The organism is Mangrovimonas yunxiaonensis, assembly GCF_000733475.1.
GTDB lineage: Bacteria > Bacteroidota > Bacteroidia > Flavobacteriales > Flavobacteriaceae > Mangrovimonas > Mangrovimonas yunxiaonensis.
This window is the reverse complement of record NZ_JPFK01000005.1, coordinates 633,352-651,032: the sequence shown is the minus strand read 5'-3', so window position 1 is coordinate 651,032 and position 17,681 is coordinate 633,352. Positions and strand designations below refer to the sequence as shown.

Genomic DNA, 17,681 nt, shown 5'->3' with positions numbered 1-17,681 from the left:
GTCAAGTTTACTAAAAAATACTCAAAAAACCGTACACATTAACAGTTTAATAAGCAATTATAACGTATGAAACCGAATAATGACACAAGAATAGTATCTTTGTTGTTTAAAAACGCCGTTCTTACCTACAGAACAGGATTAAATTAACGTGTAACCTTAGCATTGAAGTCTCCCATAGCGAGCACTAATATATATGAGCAAATCGATTTCCGGGTTCTCGAAACTCTCTAAAACCAAAAAGATAGATTGGATTGTAGATACGTATTTCAGCAACAACAAAAATGCCAAAAGCATTATTAAACAATACTGGAATACCAACGAGAAACTACAACAACTACACGACGAGTTTATAGAAAATACCATTACCAATTACTATTTGCCTTTAGGCGTTGCGCCCAATTTTTTAATTAATGGTAAAATGCATACCATTCCTATGGCCATAGAGGAAAGCTCGGTGGTTGCTGCTGCCAGTAAGGCCGCAAAATTCTGGTTGGATCGCGGTGGTTTTAAGGCCGAAGTGCTCTCTACCACAAAAATTGGGCAGGTTCACTTTATGTATGCTGGCGACAAGGCCAAGCTTACCGCTTTTTTTAACCACGTTAAGCCCAAGCTCATTTTAGCGACCAAGCCCATTACAAAAAACATGGAAAAACGCGGGGGCGGTATTTTAGATATTGTGCTTCGCGATAAAACCCAAGACATTCCTGGGTATTACCAGCTGCACGCCACTTTTGAGACCTTAGATGCCATGGGCGCCAACTTTATAAACTCCTGCCTAGAAGCATTTGCCAAAACCTTTAAAGCTGCTGCCAACGATTTTACTGACTTTACAGACAAGGAAAAAGACATTCAGGTGATTATGAGCATTCTCTCCAACTATGTGCCAGAATGCTTGGTAAGGGCCGAGGTTAGCTGCCCTATTGCAGAGCTTACCGAAAATAGCGATATAGATCCCGTAGCGTTCGCCAATACATTTGTGCAAGCGGTAAATATTGCCGAAGTAGAACCTTATCGTGCCGTTACACACAACAAAGGCATTATGAACGGTATTGATGCTGTTGTACTCGCTACCGGAAACGACTTTCGCGCTGTTGAGGCTGGTGTTCATGCCTACGCCTCCAGAAATGGCAGATACAGCAGTTTAACACATGCCAAGATTGAAGGGGACAGGTTTATTTTCTGGATTGAAATTCCTTTGGCACTTGGTACCGTTGGGGGCTTAACGAGCCTTCATCCACTGGTAAAACTATCGTTAGAACTCTTACACAAACCAACAGCAAAAGCACTTATGCAAATTGTTGCTGTTGCCGGACTGGCGCAAAACTTTGCCGCTTTAAGGTCGTTAACCACAACAGGCATACAAGAGGGGCACATGAAAATGCATTTGATGAATATTTTAAACCAGTTTGAAGCTTCCGACAGCGAAAAAAGCAAATTGATTGCGCATTTTAAAACCCATCCCGTAACCCACAGCGCTGTTGTAGAAGCCCTTGAAAAATTGCGTTCGTAATGGAATTTTACAGCTCAGGCAAACTTCTTATAAGCGGCGAATATGTTGTACTTGATGGCGCCAAGGCTTTGGCCTTGCCAACAACTTACGGTCAGTATTTAGAGGTTAGCCCCATTGCAGACAACTCTCTTATTTGGGAAAGCCTAACCAACACCAACACCCTTTGGTACACCAACCGCTTTAAGTTGGAACCAACTGGTATAACCAGCCAAACAGAGGATGAAACCACAACGTGGCTCGCACGCCTTCTTAACGAAGCCAAGAAAATGAACCCCCATTTTTTAACCCAAGGCGCTAAAGTGGTAACACGACTCACTTTTCCGCGTGATTGGGGGCTAGGATCCTCTTCAACCTTAATTAACAACATTGCCCAATGGGCAGAGGTTGATCCTTTTAAATTATCGGATAAAACCTTTGGTGGTAGCGGTTACGACATTGCTTGTGCCAATGCAAAAACGGCCTTATGCTACCAATTAATTCGCCATACAGCACCCGAGGCTACAGAACGGCAAATAACGCCACTGCCGTTTAACCCAGCGTTTAAATCACACCTCTATTTTGTTTTCTTAAACAACAAGCAAAACAGTCGTGAGGGCATAGCCCAGTACAAGGCCGCGTTGTTTAACAAGGCACAAACTATTACACAAATTAGCCAGATAACCCACGACATCATCCAAGCCGATACATTAGAAACGTTTTCGAATCTTGTGGAAAGGCACGAACAGCTTATTGGGGAAATTATTAAACAGCAGCCAGTAAAAGAGCGGTTGTTTTCAGATTTTTCTGGCAGCGTAAAGAGTCTTGGTGCCTGGGGAGGCGATTTTGTACTGGCCTGTAGCCAGGAAGACCCAACCGCTTATTTTGCCCAAAAAGGCTTTAATACCGTTATTCCTTTTGAAAAAATGATTCTATAAAAAAAAGTCCTACATTGCTGTAGGACTCTTTTTTGTGTGTTACACCTTTTTACTGAACGGTGTTAGCTCTATTATCTTCAATTTCTGAAGCTTCTTTTAAGGCTTCGTACAATTTAGAATTTACGCTATTTGCTTTTTGTTGCTCAACTTGGAAAGAAAACCCTTGGTAGTTCTCTAAATCGACTGCTGGTGTTTTTTTGGTTACTTCTACCATATACACCCCTTTGTCGCCATTGATTAAACCTGAGGTTTGTCCTTCGTTTAACGCAAAAGCCTGACCTACTACCAATGGTTCTGAACCGGCACCCGAGATGGTTGGGTTTTTCATGTTGATGGCCATTGATGTTTTTACTGTTGTATTTTCGGCCGTTGCAAGGTCTTGCAAAGTTGTTGCCGAGATGCGCTCGCGAATTTGGGCGGCTTTTTTCTCTTTTCTAAGTTTAGGCAATACGTTTACCGAAGCTTGCTCAACATCCATTAAACCAGCTTTGTGCTTAGCCGTTACTTGTACAACAACAAATCCATTAGACACGGTAAAACGCTTGTAATCGCCTACTTTTGTGCCTTCTTCAAAAGCCCAACGAACAATTTGTCTTTGTGCATTTAACCCTGGAATGTTCTCATCTAAAGCTTTTACCCCGTTAACTGGTCGCACCGCATAACTGTTCTCGTTTGCTAAAGTTTCGAAATCTTTATTCTCTAAAGCGATTTCGAAGTTAGACACATCGGCGAACACCTTATCTATGGTTGCTTCTGAAGCTTCTATCTTTCTGGCGATTGTGCCTAGTTTAACCACCTTTTGTGTGTTCTTGTGGCCTTCTACTTCTATGATATGAAATCCGAAGTTAGATTTAACAACGCCCAAGTCGCCTTTGTTGTTTTCAAACACAAAATCTCTAAACTCTGGCACCATGCGGTTGTATCCGAAGTACTCATATCTTCCGCCGTTTTCAACACTTCCTAAATCTGAAGAGAAATCGGTTACAAAAGTATCAAACTTTGTAATATCGGTTTTTAAAACGCTTAGCAAGCTATCTGCTGTTGCTTTGGCTTGGGCTTCTGTTTGGGTAACATCGGCAGCAGCGCTAGCAGCACCAACAAACGGAATTAAGATGTGTCTTGCTTGAGCAGAATCTGGTAAGTTTTTAGTTGCAATAAGTTTTGTTAGCTTTAAGAAACCTGCATCTTTGTAAGGGCCGTATACATCGCCTACGTTTAGGTTGTAAACGCTATCGACAATTGCTTTTGAGATTTCTGATTTAAACTGAAAACGGTCGTTAAATTTTATATCAGAATTTGCGTTGATAAACGCCTTGTTATCGGTTGCTGTTCCAAAGCCTTGTACGGTGTCGTTTGCTTTGGTTGTTTCGTTATACTCTACACGTCCTTTTAGTAATTCTTCAAGGTCGGCTTTAATTTGGTCTTCATCAGCTACAGAAGCTACTTCTTCGAACTTCACATAACGAAGGTCTCTGGTTTCATCTACTTTAAACTCGGCAGCATGTGCTTTGATGTAGTTTTGGATGTCGCCTTTAGACACTGTAATGGTGCTATCTGGGATAGAGGCGTAAGGCAGCTGTACAAATTTAATGTCTATTTTATCGTTTTGCAGTTTGTACTCCAATTCGCCTTCGGCAACGGTACCCATCATTCCAGCTTTAACCATATTAAAATAATCTTGCTGTAATGAGTTGGTGGCAATGCTGTTTTCGTAATCTACCCATTGGGCATAGGCTATTTCTGAGGTTGCTTTTAAATTGGCAATGTACTCGTTTAGTTTTGCTTCGTCGAAAAGTCCGGCTTCATTTTGAAAATTTGGGTTGGTCGCCAAACTGGTTCTCAACAAATCTCTCATTTCATCGGTCTCTATGCTTAGGCCTAATTTTTCAAATTGTGTTTCCAACACGGCTTGTCTAAGCTCCTGATCCCATACACGGTTCATGGCTTGTGTTGTGGTTCCTGCACCGCCCATTTGTCGTTGTGCAAGTTCTACCTTTTGCATGAAGTCCTCTCTGGTGATGTCTTTGCCGTTAATGGTGGCCACGACATTTTGGGATTTGCTCATAAGGGCATCGCTGTTTCTAAACAAATCTGCCAATACAAATGAGAATAATGCTAACGCAATAACAATGATTAAAAACAATCCGCGTTTTCTAATATTATTTAAAACTGCCATTCTTTACTATGTTGATTAAAATTTATCGTGCGCGAAAATACCATTTTCTATTTAATAATAAAAGCAGAAGAGTCCATTAATTACAAAGCCCTTAAGTATTTTAGTCTTCTTGCAGGACTTTAAGTTCTACCAAGTCGATTTTGGTATTGGACACCTCTAGGATGGTAAATTGAAAAGGCGGAATAACCACCACTTCGTTTTGCTGTGGGATTTCCTCTGTATGGGCGACTATAAGCCCACCAAGAGTTTCGTAATTTTCGTTTTCGGGAAGCTCCAGCTTGTAGGTTTCGTTTAGGTAATCGACTTCTAGTCTGGCCGAAAACTTATAGGTGTTTTCATTTAGGGGTTCTTCGGTTAGGACTATGGTATCGTGTTCGTCCTCGATCTCGCCAAAAAGCTCTTCAACAATGTCCTCTACGGTCATTACGCCAGAAGTCCCGCCGTATTCATCGAGGACTATGGCCATGCTTTTGCGCTTTTTAATAAGCACGTTTAAAATATCTTTAATAAGCATGGTTTCTGGCACAAACTCGACGGGCATGATAATAGACTTGACCGTTTTTGGTTTTTTAAACAGCTCGAAAGAGTGCACATAGCCTAGAATATCGTCGATGGTATCTTTAAACACTAGGATTTTAGAGTAGCCTGTTTCGGTAAATAGTTTGTTTAGGTTTTTTGGGGTTTCGGTAACATCTACCGCTACAATCTCGGTTCTTGGCACCATAACCTCACGGGCTTTTACATCGGAAAACTCCAAGGCATTTTGAAAGATTTGTATTTCACTATCAACCTCATCGTCTTCTTCTACCGATTCCATTTGCTCGCTAATATAATGCCCCAACTCTACTTTTGAAAAGGCTAACTGCACCTGATCGCCTTCGGTTTTAAACACATACTTTAGTATAACATCGGAAATCCACATGACTACCCGCGACACTGTAGAAAACAATCTATAGAACACATAAGCGGGCAAGGCCAATACCTTTAAAAGTTTGTTGGCATAAATCTGGAAAAACACTTTGGGCAAGAATTCTGCTGTTACCAAAATAACCAATGTCGAGATTATTGTTTGCGACAATAGGCTCAGCTCATCGAACAAATAGTTAATAAGCCCTATGTTAGAGGGCAAAAACGACTGAAACCACGCCACTAGCAAATCGCCCATAAAAAACCCGTAAACAACTAGGGCTACGTTGTTGCCAATTAACATGGCCGCAATAAATTTTGACGGTTTTGCTGTAAGTTTTGTAAGGATTTTAGCTAGAATGCCTGTTTGTTTTTTCTCTATTTCGATGTGAATTTTGTTTGAAGACACATACGCAATCTCCATACCCGAGAAAAACGCCGATAAAATTAGGGATACGATAATAATAAGAACCTCTGCTCCCATAAGCACTACTAATCTTTATCCTCGAACCTTTTATTAAATCGTTTTCTAAAGAAAAACATAAAAACTGCTGTAGCCGCTAAAAGCAGTGACATATAAGCTATAGTTCCATTGGCCATATACTTGCTTATGGCATCGTAAAGAAAGATTACCGCGAAGAACAGGTAAGCGTACTGAAAAAACTTAAACAGTTTGGTTTTCATATAAAAGTCTATTAAAGACGTAAAGATAGTGAATTATTCGTCAAGTGTGATAATCCCATCGATTTCCAGAACCTGGGCTTGTTTAAATTTCACGTCAGAGTCGAAGCCTGTGCCATTTATACGGTCACGTCCTGTTTTAAACGTTACTTTTTGGTTGGTAAACAGCCATTCTTTTTTCTGGTCGTAAAACAGCTGATCGGCATAGAGGGTGTCTTTTGTTGCCGATGCCAACACCACATTGCCCTGCATATCGATAAGGCCTGTTTTGTCGTACACAATGGCATAATCTGCAAGCACCGTACTCTTTTGGTCTTGCTCATCAAAAAGATAAAGTGTTATCCCGTTAGGAAACTCGTTAAACGCAAACTCTCTGTTTGAGTAGTCTAGCATTTTGGGACTTAACAAATTGGCTGTAACGCGCCCAGAGTCTGTATACTTTAGGTTAATGTGCTCGGCTACGCCTATGGGCTCGTTTTCTGAAACGCCTATTTTCTTAACGTCTTCGAAGTTGCTTTTGCACGAAAAAAACATGGTCACAGCGCATGCTGTGACCATAAGTTTTATAATATGTTTTGAGTGTTCACCCATTAGATTGTTGGTACTTTAACGCTAGCGCCAATCCAACATCCAATGTTAATGGTTTGTCCTGCGTTACCTTCGCTAAAGATCTCAGATTTTTGAGGAGCTTTAGCTCTGTAGCTTGTAGCAGATTGTGCAGCGGCACTCTTTAAAGTTGGGTCTACACGTCCCGCTTTTTCAGCTTCGATAGCAGCCAACCAGAATACGGCACGCTTGTTAAAGTTTGTATCGCCACAGCTGTTTGCGCTGCTTGCATACATCGAAGCTATAGCCAAGTGTGGTCTACCATTAGATGGGTTTAACTTTAAAGCTTCTCTGTAATAGCTTCTCGCCTTAGCGTAGCTACCTTTAGCCTTAAGTTTAGATGCTATTTTGCTGTATAATTTTGCTTTCTTAAAGTTATCGGTTTCTAACTTTAAGGCTTGCTCGTAATACTTAAGCGCTTCTGATGATTGCCCAGCTTTATCCTTTAAGATTCCCACATAGAACGCCGTGTTTGAATCTGGATCGATGGTATTTTTTTGCTCTACAATCTTTACAAATAACGGATCGTCTGTACATTCTTTTTGGTACATTTTACCCATAGCTCTTTGCAACCAAACCGCATCGTTTTTGTTTGCTTCAAAATCTCTGGTGTAAAGCGGGATTAAGTTTTCGCAATTTGCTCTTTCACCTAACTTGCTATCTATACTCCCAGAAATTTGGTCGTATGCTTTTAAATAGCTTTCATAATATTTTTTGTACGACTTGTCTTTAGACGTTAAAGCCGTACCAGCATCTTCTTTTTCTATTAGCTTGTTTAGCTTGTTAGAATAGTTTTCTACTTCGCTCTCTACCTTTTCAACAACATCGTCGTATTTGTTAAATAATTCTGCTGGTTGCTTGTTCCCGGCATCGTAAAGATCTACCATTAACGAAAAATATGTATATAACGATTTTGGGTTGGTAAAGGTTTTTGGGTCTGCTTTGTAGGCATCGTCAAAACACTTGTACAACTCATCGCTAGATTTATTTAATTCTTTTCTGTAGTCGTACATTAACTGACACGCTTTGGCACCGTACTCACCTTTTGGGGTATTGGCCGAGAAGTGTAAAGCTCTTTCATCCCAAAGCTTAATCATATCGTTAATATAGGCAACTTGTTCTGCACCTGTTGTGTTTTCTATTTTATGCTCAAGAATATCCTCTCCATACTTATAAATTCCTCTATGGTATTTTGGATTTCTCTCGCGTAATTCCATAAACGGTTTATATGCGGCGTCGTAGTTTTTAGACTTCGCATACTCTGTCATGATGGAAAGCGTGTTTAAATCTTCATTTTGGGCTGTGGCAGCACCCCATCCTAAAAACACAAAGGTTAATAATAATGCAATTTTAGTTTTCATAATTCGTTAATTTATCTGACCTTAATTATACTTTCTTTTTTGGAACCATCTATCGTTTAACGACAGGCTTAAGTTAATATTAACAAAGTTTTCTTGTATTAGATTATTGTTAACAGTTCCTTTTTTACCCATCTCAAATCCAAGGTTAGCATTGGAGAACAGATTTCCCATTGGTAATCCTACTCCAAAAGATATGCCAAACTCCTTCACATCTTCACCTTGAATGTTTAACCCTGTATTCTCGAACCTTAATCCGGCACGGTAAACCACGCGTTTTAAGTAACTTGAAAACGAATTGTACTCTGGAATATAAAATCCACCAAGGGCAAATGTTGAAGCATTTTTATATTGCGTTCCTGTTACAGATTGGCTGGTGTTGTAAAATTTATTGGTGAAATCTTTTGTTTTCTGAAGCGTATACTCGGCTCCTACAAACCATTTTCTTGGTTGTCCAATTCCTGCGCCAAAAGAAAACTTGGCGGGCATAACCAACTTGGTTTCCTCTAATCCTGCAGACGCTAAATCGGCGGCTATAGTATTGGCTATGACTTCTTCTCCAGTGGTTGTTATGTTTATGGTGTTAAACTCCCTTTGATTTTTAGAGGTTAATTCGCTTTTAGGAGTATAGGTCATGGCCGATGTTAGTTCTAATGTCTCATTCAGCATGCGCTTGTAAACCACCCCAAAATTAACATTAAACCCACTAAGGTCAGACCTGTTGTCCTCTCGTGTTTGGTAGCGTGCCAATGTATTGTCTGAATTATAAACATACGCGATGGTATTGTTCTGTATGTTTCCGAAGTTATAATTTACATCGATTCCTGCGCTTAAGCCATCGGTAATCTGGTACCCTAACGACAAGAAGGCTTTGTTCACCCCACCGTCGCCTCTAAATCTGGTTTCCAGGCCGCGGCTGCTAGAGGATTCTAATTTGTAGCCTACAGATGTAAAGGGCAATAGGCCAAATCCTACACCAAATTTTTGCATCGGAATTGACAAGGCAATATAATCGAAGGTCGAGCTGCTATATCTGTCGCTTCCAGAGTTGCTTTTAAGTTTTGCCGTTGTATGGCTTCCTCCTACTGCAAACTTAACTGGCCTTCCTTCATCCTGAAAAGTCGCTAAATTATGGCCCGCATACGAAGCAGGGTTTCTTAGGTTAACATGTATACTATCTGTAAAAATGCTAATGCCTCCCATGCTTCTGTTTTCAACTGTCCCCTTAAACTTCAAGCTTCCTATGCCGTAAAAGGAATAAGGCGAGGTCGTGTCTTCTTGGGCATATCCAGTTATTGCAAACAGCACACCGAAAACAATTAAAAGTTTCTTTATCATTAAGTTAAATTAAATCGTAATATATGGTTCAAACCTTCTAAAAGAAAATTAGAGTTGGCAAATATGCTACTTTTTAATTGTTTAGACAAAAAATTAGCGTCCCCTCCTGTTAAAATAACTGTTAAATCTGGATATTGGCGCCTATATTTTTCAATAAACCCATCAATCTCGTTTAAAACCCCACACACAACACCGGCATGAATGGCCTGGTTTGTCGTGTTTCCTACATAACTTTCGGGCAACGCTTTTTCCAACAAAGGCAATTTTGCTGTAAATGCATTTAATGCTTGGTAGCGCATGTTTACTCCTGGAGAAATAGCACCGCCAAAATACACTCCTTCGCTACTTAAAAAATCGTAGGTTATACAGGTTCCCGCATCGATAACCAAGACGTTTTTTTGCGGAAATTGCGCTGTCGCAGCACTTACTAATGCCAACCTATCTACACCCAATGTTTTTGGTGTTTTGTATTTATTTTGAAAGGGTAATTTTGTTTCGTGGTTTAAAACCAATAGCTCTGCACGTTGTTTTAACCAACTTATATCACTTTCGGGAAGATGCCCTACCGAAGACACCACAACCTGTACTATTTCGGGAAATTCCTTAAAAATGGCCGCCGCATTTTCTTTAAAATCACCTTGTAACTCACTGGTTTTAAACACCAAGTCCTGTGCCTTAAAGACCGCCCATTTAATTGCGGTATTGCCTACATCTATAATTAAATTCATCTGTTTTTTTATAGCTTCAAAAATACAAAAGGAATTTTTATATCTTTTATTTTTGTAATTTTAAAAATGGCGTTATATTTGCATCCGCAATTAAGCGACTGGTGCCTTAGCTCAGTTGGTAGAGCAAAGGACTGAAAATCCTTGTGTCCCTGGTTCGATTCCTGGAGGCACCACCAGAAAAAACCCTGACAACTGTCAGGGTTTTTTGGTTTATAGCAGGTTGTGGTTTTTAAAATCCAAACCCTAAGCCCACGGTTAACCGGGTACCGTCATCGGAATTAAAAAGCCCTACATTGGCCGAGAGCACATCGACAGCATTAATAAAAAGCCCGCCCCCAAAAGAGGTGTGCCACTTTTTAGAGGTATCGTTTTCTATCCATACCCTACCATAGTCGAAACTCCCATACACACCTACATGCAAAGGGATTAACTGCGTTTTAAAACGGTTGAAGCTGTAACGCAAATCGGTGTTTTGGTATAATGCCTGCTGTCCTGTAAAACGCTGGTTTCTAAACCCGCGAAGCCCATCAGAGCCTCCAATGGCTGCGGCCTGATAAAACTCGAAGCCATCGCCAAAATTTAAGTGCGACTTTACCAACGAAGCCAGCACCAACCGCCCTTCGTAATCTAATTTATGAACCACATTTACCGATGGCACCACATAAACAAAATCGCTATTCCCAACATCGAGATTTCGGGTATAGCCCAAGTTTAAATTAAAGTTTAATCCCATTGTAGGGTAGGCTTTACTATCGGTATTAGTGTAATTGAATTTTGCATAGACCCCACCAAAATTCACCTCATCAAACAAATAGTCGGGCAAGACATTAAACGCATTAACAAACCTGTTTTTGGTGTTGTGCACTTCTATAGATTGATAAGACACCCCTGCCGCCACACTACTGCCGCGCTTGGAATCCCACCGCAGGGCTGGAGCCACAGAAAACTCCCGCACTTTCACCCGATTGTAATTCATCCCAAAAGCGCCATCGTGATTTTTGGTTTCATTGCCATAACCAAAGAAATTTAAACTAAAATTAGGGCTATGAAACACCACATTAGCCACCAGATTTAACCGGCCAACCACATGTGCAAACTCCCCTCGGTATTTTAAATCGTAGCCTCTAGTCGCAAAAAAATAGTCGGCTTGAAATTGATGCTTCCCAGTAAATGGATTTTGCTCAAAGCCATACGTTTTATAGGTGCTAGACATGCCTAACCGTACGCCATCGTCTGGGTTATACCCTAGTTTTGGCAAGAGCAGGTTTTCGTTATTCCTTAACTTTCTGTAGTTATACACATTTATATCGTAGGCATCGGTTTGTTTTACTGTCGCCTTTTGGGCACGATTAAAGGTGTTTTTTTTGGTTTTGTAATCGTAAATTATAACGTTTCTACCGTTTTCAACAATAAACTCATCGTTATTCTGCCCACCAATTAGCCTAACCTTTATTTTCTTAAGTGTACCAAAAACCTCAAACGTATCGTCATCGTCCAACCCATAAATCCATATTTCTTTAGTTAAGGAAGGGGTAAATGTTTTGTAGTAAAACTGGTCTTTATAGGCGTCGCCTTTTTTTCGCAGCATGCTAACCGTTACGGCTCCATGCTCTCCTGCTTCAATTTTAATGTAATCGTCCTTATCGGTTGCTTTTAATACGGCGTGTTTATGAAGTAGTTTTTGGTATCTGCCTGCTATTTTCTGAAGGTTTTTACGGCGTTGCTTTAGTGTTTTTACAATATCGTTTTTAATTTGAACGTCCAGCGCTTCCGGAAAATACTCAAAGGCTTTATCGATTACCTCATCGGTCATACGCTCTTGAATAAATTGCGCCTGCGCCTCCCAAACAGCTGGATCGCTCATTGACGTAAAAGCAACATCTAAAGGGAAACCAGAAATGTTAAACCCTTTTACATCTTTTAAATCGGGCTGGTAGGCTCTAAACTTCCTTGCAGGTGGAAAAAGCGCCACCGCTAGGCTGGGCAAGGCCCCATCGGACATTCTAGAAAATGCCAAATCCCTATCGCGAGGCAACGGATGGTAAATGGTTTTCCCGTTTTCTTCATAAGCCATCCAACGCCATTGGTCTTGATGTCTATCGGCATCGCCAATAAGCATATCGAACAACCGCGCCTTAACAAATGCCGTTTCATTTATTACAACATCCTCATCGCTTTGCACCTCCTGCATCATATCGAAGGTACTTATAATATCGCCTGTAAAGCCATCGCTACCCAACTCTAAATGCCCATCGGAAGGATGTTCTTCCAACATATACAGCTCGTTGCCAAAATCGGTATTAAAACGCCCTAAGGCTTCTTGTTTGGGAATGTAGTACAGCTTCGGGTTTAAATGAGGCAACGCTATAGCCTCGGCAAGTGTTGCTATAGTAAATGCCGCATACGGATGCGAGCCCGTAAAAAGATCTTCGAGCAAAGCCTCCGATTGGGTGTTTTTAAAATCGTCTTCAACATACTGGTCCTTTAACAGGGCCGCCTGTACAAATTGCGCCGCCTGCTTTCTCATGGCACGCATAACATAACGCCTACCATCCTTTGCTTTGAGGTGCAATGTTTTAGACTGGGTGCCACCACCTTTTCTAAACGGCTCTAAACCGCCATAAAGCGTATCCAAATAAACCACATTAGCCTTTACCGGTGTGCTGTAACTATCGCGAAAACGTTTACCCCAAAGCCACTTGCCCATCTTGCTTTTTGACGTTTCTTCCTTGGTATATATAGCCGCTGTTACATGCTTGAAGGATTCTCGTGGATAGCTTACCGTTGTGGTATCTTCTTTGGTATGAATTGTTTTTTTAAACGCTATTTGATTGCGCTGTGTATTAACAAACTGCACATTGGTAGTTTTGTCGTTATAGACATTTAACACAGCATAACCATTGGCTCCTTCGCCATAATCGGACTTGTTTTTTACCTTAACAGCGGTTGTTTTGGCTCCAGAACCACTAATAACTTGCGCGAGACCTTCTGTTTGTATGTATTGCAATGAGTGGTCGTGGCCCGATAAGAAGATGACCCTGTCGTTTTGTTGTGCCGCTGCAACCAAGTTTTGGCGCAGGTCATTATAAAACTGGTTGTAAATATCGGCATTAACAATGCCGCTGGTCGACCTTAGTATGTTTTTAAGTGTTCCTAAACCTGGAATGGGTTTCATGTGGTCTGAAAAACTGTAGTTCGCACCATGAGTCCCATTTGTAAACACAGGGTGATGGATGGCGACAAGAGTTGTTTTTCCCCGGGCTTTTTTTATTTCGCTTCTAAATTCCTCTAAAAAATCGTGTCGGGTTCTAAACTCACAAGCATCGTTAATTGTGGGATGCCGGTCCCAATTGGTAATGTACCAATGGGAATCGACCACCAAAAGCAGCACCTCATCGTTAATTTCTATTTTTTCTATGGGGCAGCCATTTTCCGGCTGAAAGGTGTTTTTCCCTAAAGCTTCCTCTACTAACTTTTCTTGGCGTTTTAATCCTTCAACGCCGCTATACCAGTCGTGGTTCCCCGGAATAAACAAAACCTCTCCCGGAAAGGTTTTGGCAACATCCAATTGCATTTGTAAAGCACGGATATCGGCTTGGGTATGTGTTTCTGAAATGCCTTTAGGATAAACATTGTCACCTAAAAACAAAAGCCAATCCTCTGGCCCTGCCTGGTGAAACTGTTCTTGCATTGCACCTAGAGCGTGTGGCGGCGACCCGTCTTTATTGGGAAAACCTGCATCTCCGATAAGAAAAATATTAAGGGTATTGGCATTTATATTATCTAGTTGGCGCGTATCCAAGGCTTGCTGGTTGGTTTGTAGTGTTGCACACCCACCAACTAAAAATAACACCAAAACTGTACCTAGTAGCTTTAATTTCATAGGCTGATTTTCTTTACGCTTAGCATATTAAACCACTTGCAGGTCTTTAACCGTAAAGACCTCTTTTACTTGTTTTAAATCATGATTCATATCTACTCTTATGGCTTTAATACCGCTAGCGCCTTGCAATTCTTCCAGTTCGACCACCTCTATGTTTTTACCGATATAATTTTTGGCTTGTAAAAACTCGAAATAGTTTAAGTACTCCCGCTCTATCGCCTTACTGGAATACACCACACATAGTTTATGCGGTTGGGTAAGCCGCTCGTTGGTATTTTTTATGTGGGCTTTGTCTATGCGCTTTTTTATCATTTCGTAACGCACGTTATAGGCCCCATCAACATCAAATTGTTTTTCGTCCATACGGTAGCGAATGTTTATTGGCACATCGTAAGCTAAAATTAAAGACGCTACTTCAAGTTTTAAAGGGAACTCTTGCTGCTTGGTATAATACATGGCCTCCATTTCGCAAGTGGCCTGAAGCTGCCATAATCGCAAGTTGTAAAGTGCTACTTCGTGATATTGGTGATATTTTGATATGGCCTGCCCAACGTACATGTTATGCTCGATTCCATCGGTTTTAAATTTTTCGAAATAATGCGGAAATATTTTCTGGGCCTTTATTTGCTGTTTATCCAAGAAGGACGATAACAGCTTATTTGCCAAGCTAACCGTCTCGTCATATTTTTTTCGGGCGTTATATAGGCTTTTGGTATCTGGGTCTAGGGTATCTAAAAAGGCTGTGATTTCGTTATGATTTTCTGTACTTAACAGGTATTTAAATAACGGAAAAAGCTTGTTGCCAAAAAACAAGTTTATTTCCTGCTCTGTATTAGCATGGTAATCTTTTACTAACCCCAGTAAGTACTTATCTATTTGATAGATGAGCTGCTCGTAAAAGGGCAGGCTTTTATCGTGAATTTGATCCTGTAAAATGGTCTTGGCTTGACTTAGCTGCTTTGTTAAGTCTTCTATAATGGCCTTATTCTGGGCTTTTGAAGAGGCTACAATATCGGTTTGCCCATAAAGCGGGAGCACATCTTTAAACACAATCTCTTCAAACACGGGCGATTCGCCATAATTTCTATCCAAGATAAACTTACTGGCTTCTTCTTCAAAACGCCACTGTACCGATGGGTGTATGGAGGTACATTCCTCTTGGATAACAGCGCTTATCTCGTTGTTATACTCGTTAATGGTTCTTCGGGAATAGCTTAAAATAAACGGCATAATCGCTTCTAGCTTAACCATATTAATGGCGTTTAGCTGATTGACTTTATCGGTTGCCAGCTCTATAACAAACTCTATATCTCCATCTACCGAAATAGGAATTAGGGCAACACTCTTTAACCCCTTCTCTAACAAAATTTTACTTAGCCTGCTGCCGCCACAATTGTCATGGTACTGCTCTACATTAGAGATAACAACTGGTTTAACATCCTCGAACAAAAGCCTGTTAAAATCGCAGCACGCGTAATTATCGATAGAAATCTTATCGGAAGAGGAGATGGTTAAAGTGTTAAAATGTTTATCGTACGGCGGCACAATGCTTTTATGGTCTACGCCATAGCTTCCCACCTGTAAATTAGGCAGATTGAATATGCGCCTAATGTCTTCTGCCAAGCTATCGAAACTCTCCCGATTTGGTTCGATTAAATGGGTTTTAAAATCATCGATTTGTTCATCTAGCGTTGTGTCTAGAAGGTTAACAATGCCAAAGCCTTCTACGGTCCATGAGTTTTCTGGAAAATACGTTTTCCAAACTGCTTTATCGTTGGCATTGGCCAACAATTTGTTTAGGATGTCCTGGGTAATTTCAATAGCATTCTCATTGGGATAAATGTCTAAAAAATCGCCATTAAAGGCTGCTCTAAACCGCTTTTTTTCGCCGTTTTCATTAATTACCGAAATGGTTTTTGGCCGGTCGAAATCCACATCGTATTTGTAGTATTTGTTAAGAATAATGGCGTAGGTAAGCAGATCTAGGGAGTTGTCGTAATCTCTGTATAACTCCCCAAAAATATCAATTTCATTGCCTAGATCGACTATTTTTTTCATTCGCTGCGACATGAAAAAAGGCTGATTGGTATACGGCAAAACAGCCACTTTTATTTCATTTTCTGTTAAGGCCACAGGAAACAGTTGCCCCATTAAAAAACCTAGTGCTTCTTTATTTTCTAAAAAAGCTGCTTCAGAAGTTGTTCCGTTTGCCAAAACCGGGTGTTTTTCGAACACGCTTAACGCTTGTTTGGCTTGTTGCTTTTGTACGTCATCGCCTTCCCGAAAAATCTGTTCGTATTTTTCTTTTAGAAAACGCAATGAGTATACCATTTTAAAGGGGCCCAATTCTATCTGTTTTACCTTCTTCATTTGCTTATAAACTATGGCCACTAACAATTATGTAATAACTAAACATAAAGGTTAAAGCCGAAATAATAATTCCTATCATAAAAACTGTATACGTTACCCGCAACAGGCTATACTTACGTTTTAACACCAGCCCCAAGTAATACAAATCCTTGGTTAAGGCATTGTAGAGCACATCATCATTTTCAATTAAATAATCTACACCCCACTCAAATTCCTCTAGGGTCATTTTATAAAAATTACCAAAAAACAAGATGTTGGTTTGCTTGTTTTTAATCATGTCTCGCGTGACCTCGACATTAGACACTTTGGGTCTTGTAGACATGACCGACAACACAATGGAAATCACACTAGAAACCGTTAGTACAAGCGTGGGGATGACCAAAAAGGCGTTAGAAGGGTTGTCTAGCTTTGGCACCAAACTGGTTAACGCCACCGAAATAATAATGGCATTTACCGAAAGTAAGATGTTGGCCTTTGTATCGGCAATGGCACTTAGTTCTATATGGTTTTTTAGCTGTACCCTAAACAAGGTTTCTACCCCCCTGCCAAGCTTGTTGTTTTCTTTGGCTTTTTTTATTTTCTTAACTTTTAGCTTGTCTATTTTTTGTTGCACCCTAAACTGGTTGATCTCCTTTTGCGGCTGCCACATTTTTTTAGCATGTGCTGTATAAAACCTATGGTTCTTTAAGAAATTTACATTCCCCATAAGCCAATCGTTCTCTGGGATGTCCTCGCCTTTTTTTAGGCTTATTTCGGTATGCAGATTCTCTGAAACATCCATAAAATCTTCATGTCCCACATGGCCGCAATCGGCATCTTTTATAATGTATTCTAGTTTATTTTGTGGTTCGATGCCTTTTTTAGTGACTAAAATTAACTGAGCCACCTGCTGTATTTCATCTGGAGTTAACCCCTTGTCGGTTAAAAAAGCTGTGGCCAACTCGGCACCTTGCTCTTCATGATTAAAATCGGCATGCACATAGCCTACATCATGAAACCAAGCCGCTAATTGCAACAAAAGCAGCTCTTTATCGCTGCAGCCTTCTTGCTCGGCCAGAGTATTTACCAATGCAACAACCCGCCGGGTATGCTGAATGTTATGGTAATAATTTTTAGGCGAAAGCTGACGATTCAACAATTCTACCACATGTGCTTCTGTAAGCTGTAAAAGATTATTATGCATACTGTAAAGATAATGATAAAACAAAAAG

At 40.5% G+C, this 17,681-nt stretch carries 12 protein-coding genes and 1 tRNA gene; 3 read left to right on the top strand and 10 right to left on the bottom strand.

From position 1 onward, the window contains the following. The first annotated feature begins 193 nt into the window (after positions 1-193). The gene (locus tag IA57_RS07065) at positions 194-1,510 is read left to right on the top strand and encodes a hydroxymethylglutaryl-CoA reductase, degradative (protein ID WP_036121134.1); all 1,317 of its coding nucleotides are present in this window, start codon (positions 194-196) and stop codon (positions 1,508-1,510) included. After that, the gene (locus IA57_RS07060; RefSeq protein WP_036121131.1) at positions 1,510-2,424 is read left to right on the top strand and encodes a GYDIA family GHMP kinase; all 915 of its coding nucleotides are present in this window, start codon (positions 1,510-1,512) and stop codon (positions 2,422-2,424) included. The genes IA57_RS07065 and IA57_RS07060 overlap by 1 nt, the downstream gene beginning before the upstream one ends. A gap of 49 nt (positions 2,425-2,473) precedes the next feature. On the opposite strand, the gene IA57_RS07055 is transcribed toward IA57_RS07060, so the two are convergent. The 7 genes from IA57_RS07055 to IA57_RS07025 all read right to left on the bottom strand — a co-directional run bounded on the left by IA57_RS07055 (position 2,474) and on the right by IA57_RS07025 (position 10,217). After that, a complete protein-coding gene (locus IA57_RS07055) occupies positions 2,474-4,600 on the bottom strand; it encodes a SurA N-terminal domain-containing protein (RefSeq protein ID WP_036121128.1) in 2,127 nt (708 codons plus the stop codon). 100 nt (positions 4,601-4,700) lie between these two features. Beyond that, entirely contained in the window at positions 4,701-5,990 is a 1,290-nt protein-coding gene (locus IA57_RS07050) for a hemolysin family protein (protein ID WP_036121125.1), read from the bottom strand. An 8-nt stretch (positions 5,991-5,998) separates the two neighbouring features. Next, positions 5,999-6,190: a hypothetical protein gene (locus tag IA57_RS07045; RefSeq protein WP_036121122.1), complete on the bottom strand. Its 192-nt coding sequence runs from the start codon at positions 6,188-6,190 to the stop codon at positions 5,999-6,001. Positions 6,191-6,223: 33 nt separating this feature from the next. Continuing rightward, entirely contained in the window at positions 6,224-6,745 is a 522-nt protein-coding gene (gene lptC, locus IA57_RS07040) for an LPS export ABC transporter periplasmic protein LptC (protein WP_229730260.1), read from the bottom strand. 32 nt (positions 6,746-6,777) lie between these two features. Further along, the gene (locus tag IA57_RS07035) at positions 6,778-8,154 is read right to left on the bottom strand and encodes a tetratricopeptide repeat protein (protein ID WP_036121116.1); all 1,377 of its coding nucleotides are present in this window, start codon (positions 8,152-8,154) and stop codon (positions 6,778-6,780) included. A gap of 21 nt (positions 8,155-8,175) precedes the next feature. Further along, positions 8,176-9,489: a membrane protein gene (locus IA57_RS07030; RefSeq protein ID WP_036121112.1), complete on the bottom strand. Its 1,314-nt coding sequence runs from the start codon at positions 9,487-9,489 to the stop codon at positions 8,176-8,178. Further along, positions 9,489-10,217, bottom strand: coding sequence for a type III pantothenate kinase (locus IA57_RS07025; RefSeq protein WP_036121110.1), 729 nt, complete (start codon positions 10,215-10,217; stop codon positions 9,489-9,491). The genes IA57_RS07030 and IA57_RS07025 overlap by 1 nt, the downstream gene beginning before the upstream one ends. 100 nt (positions 10,218-10,317) lie before the next feature. Here IA57_RS07025 and IA57_RS07020 point away from each other — a divergent pair. Continuing rightward, a tRNA-Phe gene (locus IA57_RS07020) sits at positions 10,318-10,393 on the top strand. Between the two features lie 53 nt (positions 10,394-10,446). On the opposite strand, the gene IA57_RS07015 is transcribed toward IA57_RS07020, so the two are convergent. Genes IA57_RS07015 through IA57_RS07005 form a run of 3 tightly spaced genes read right to left on the bottom strand, consistent with a single transcriptional unit; the run spans position 10,447 to position 17,653 of the window. Continuing rightward, on the bottom strand, positions 10,447-14,100 hold the full coding sequence (locus IA57_RS07015) for a metallophosphoesterase (RefSeq protein ID WP_036121107.1): 3,654 nt from the start codon (positions 14,098-14,100) through the stop codon (positions 10,447-10,449). Positions 14,101-14,127: 27 nt separating this feature from the next. Then, positions 14,128-16,470, bottom strand: coding sequence for a hypothetical protein (locus IA57_RS07010; protein WP_036121406.1), 2,343 nt, complete (start codon positions 16,468-16,470; stop codon positions 14,128-14,130). 4 nt (positions 16,471-16,474) lie between these two features. Beyond that, positions 16,475-17,653: a Pycsar system effector family protein gene (locus IA57_RS07005; protein ID WP_036121105.1), complete on the bottom strand. Its 1,179-nt coding sequence runs from the start codon at positions 17,651-17,653 to the stop codon at positions 16,475-16,477. Positions 17,654-17,681: the final 28 nt, after the last annotated feature.